This is a genomic window from Micromonospora globispora (genome assembly GCF_003857015.1).
Lineage (GTDB): Bacteria > Actinomycetota > Actinomycetes > Mycobacteriales > Micromonosporaceae > Micromonospora > Micromonospora globispora.
The window spans coordinates 1-2374 of the sequence record NZ_QGGF01000554.1; the positions used below are offsets into that span (position 1 = coordinate 1).

A 2374-nucleotide genomic window follows, 5' to 3' on the forward strand; every position below is an offset into this window, starting at 1 on the left:
GCTGCTCGACGCTCTGCGGCACCGGGGCGGCGCCGCCGCGCCTTCGCCGAGCGCCAGCGCCGCCCCGGTGCCGCAGAGCGTCGAGCAGCAGCGCAAGGCCGTCGAGCAGAAGGTCGGCGCAGCCGCCTGGTCCGCGGCGACCGCGCTGAAGGCCCCGGCCGACGTCAGCGCCGACCCGTCGCTGGCGGAGAAGCTCAAGCCGTTCGGCACGCTCTCCCCGGCGGAGATCGCGGTGCTCCCGGTCGACATGCAGTTCAACGTCCCGACCATCACCTGCGCCCAGCTCGACAAGCGGCCGCCGGCGTCGATCAAGGACGAGAAGCAGCAGGCGGTCGCCTGCGAGGCCGGAGCGAAGTACCTGCTGGACGTCGCGAAGGTGGTCGGTACCGACGTCAGCGACGCCAACGCGGTGCTCGACCAGACCAGCTCCTGGGTGGTCAGCCTGAAGTTCACCGGCAAGGGCCAGGAGCGGTGGACCAACCTGACCCGCGAGGCGTTCACCAACGCGGGCCAGGCCTGCGACCAGACCGCGCTCGGCCAGGACGGCAAGTGCCGGGTCGCGGTCGTCCTGGACAACCAGATCGTCTCCTCGCCGGAGATCCAGGGCGTGCTCACCGGTGATTCGCAGATCACCGGCAGCTTCGACAACAAGTCCGCCAACGCGCTGGCCAGCCAGCTGCGCTACGGCGCGCTGCCGGTGACGTTCGTGCCGCAGACCCAGCAGAACGTCACCGCGACGCTCGGCGACAGCCAGCTGCGGGCCGGTCTGCTCGCCGCGGGCATCGGCATGCTGCTGGTCATCATCTACTCGTTCTTCTACTACCGGCTGCTCGGCTCGGTGATCTTCCTGAGCCTGGTGCTCTCCGCGCTGCTGGTCTTCGGCTCGCTGGTGGTGCTCGGCCGGCAGATCGGCTTCACCCTCACCCTCGCCGGCATCGCCGGCATGATCGTGTCACTCGGTGTGGCGGCGGACTCGTTCGTCATCTACTTCGAGCGGCTCAAGGACGAGATCCGGGAGGGCCGCAGCCCGCGCAGCGCGGTGCCGCGGGCCTGGGTCCGGGCCCGCCGGACGATCATCTCGGCGAACGCCATCACGCTGATGTCCGCCGTGGTGCTCTACATCGTCTCGGTCGGCACGGTGAAGGGCTTCGCCTTCGCCCTCGGCCTGGCCACCGTGCTCGACCTGGTGGTCGTCTTCCTCTTCCGTCACCCGATCATGACGATGTTCGCCCGCACCCGGGCGTTCCTGTCCCCGCGCGTCAGCGGTCTCGGTCGGGCCCTGCCGGCCCGGTCGGCCGAGCAGGCCGCCGCCCGCAACCCGCGCGTCAAGGAGGCCTGAGATGGCTAAGAGTGGTCTGGCGTCCCGGCTCTACCGGGGCGAGGCCGATCTCAACATCGTCGGCCGGCGCAAGCTGTGGTTCGGCGTCGCCGCCGCGCTGGTGCTGGTCGCGGTGCTGAGCTTCGCGGTGCGGGGCTTCAGCCTCGGCATCGAGTTCGCCGGTGGCAACTCGTTCCAGGTGCCGGCCAGCGTCGGCACGCTCGACGGCACCGAGGCGAAGGTCAACGACGCCCTCAAGACCGCCGGCGGCGGCGCCGAGGTGGTCACCGCGCAGAAGGTCGGCGGTGCCGGCGGCGACTTCTACGAGATGCGCACCACGCAGCTCAGCCCGGAGCAGGCCAACGCGGTCAAGGGTGAGATCGCCAGGACGTTCAACATCCAGCCGAGCCAGATCAGCGGCGACCAGGTCTCCGAGGCGTGGGGCGCGCAGGTCACCGAGCGCGCGTTGCTCGGTCTGCTGATCTTCATCGCGGTGGTGTCGATCTACCTGATCCTGCGCTTCGAGTGGCGGATGGCCGTCGCCGCGATCTCCTCGCTGTTCATGAACCTGATCCTCACCGCCGGCATCTACTCGCTGGTCGGCTTCGAGGTCACCCCGTCGACGATCATCGGCTTCCTCACCATCCTGGGCTTCGCGCTCTACGACGTGGTCGTGGTCTTCGACAAGGTCCAGGAGAACACCCGGGGAATCACCGCCAACAACAACCTGACGTACGGCGAGGCGGCCAACCTGGCGCTGAACCAGAGCCTGATGCGGTCGCTGAACACCTCGGTGGTCGCCCTGCTCCCGGTCGGCGGTCTGCTCTTCATCGGCGCCGGCCTGCTCGGCGCGGGCACCCTGAAGGACCTGGGCCTGGTGCTCTTCGTCGGTATGGCGGTGGCGTTCCTGACCTCGATCCTGCTGGCCACCCCGCTGCTGGTCTGGAGCAGCTCGAAGAGCTGCTTGGCGTCGTCGTCGGCGAAGCCGTAGAGGGTGAGCGAGTCCTCCCGGACCACCAGGCTGGTGGCGAGCCGAGCGGGCCGGCCTGACCGGCA

The 2374-nt window shown here is 69.5% G+C and carries 1 protein-coding gene and 2 pseudogenes; 2 read left to right on the top strand and 1 reads right to left on the bottom strand.

What is annotated here, in order from left to right:
* The coding region (gene secD / locus DKL51_RS28710; protein WP_124812760.1) for a protein translocase subunit SecD at positions 1 to 1339 on the top strand (1339 nt) is incomplete at its 5' end.
* A gap of 1 nt (position 1340) precedes the next feature.
* Positions 1341 to 2261 (top strand): annotated as a pseudogene (gene secF, locus DKL51_RS28715) (protein translocase subunit SecF); the annotation flags it as partial.
* Here the strand turns inward: secF and DKL51_RS36765 are convergent.
* Positions 2192 to 2374 (bottom strand): annotated as a pseudogene (locus DKL51_RS36765) (Holliday junction branch migration protein RuvA); the annotation flags it as partial. The pseudogenes secF and DKL51_RS36765 overlap by 70 nt on opposite strands.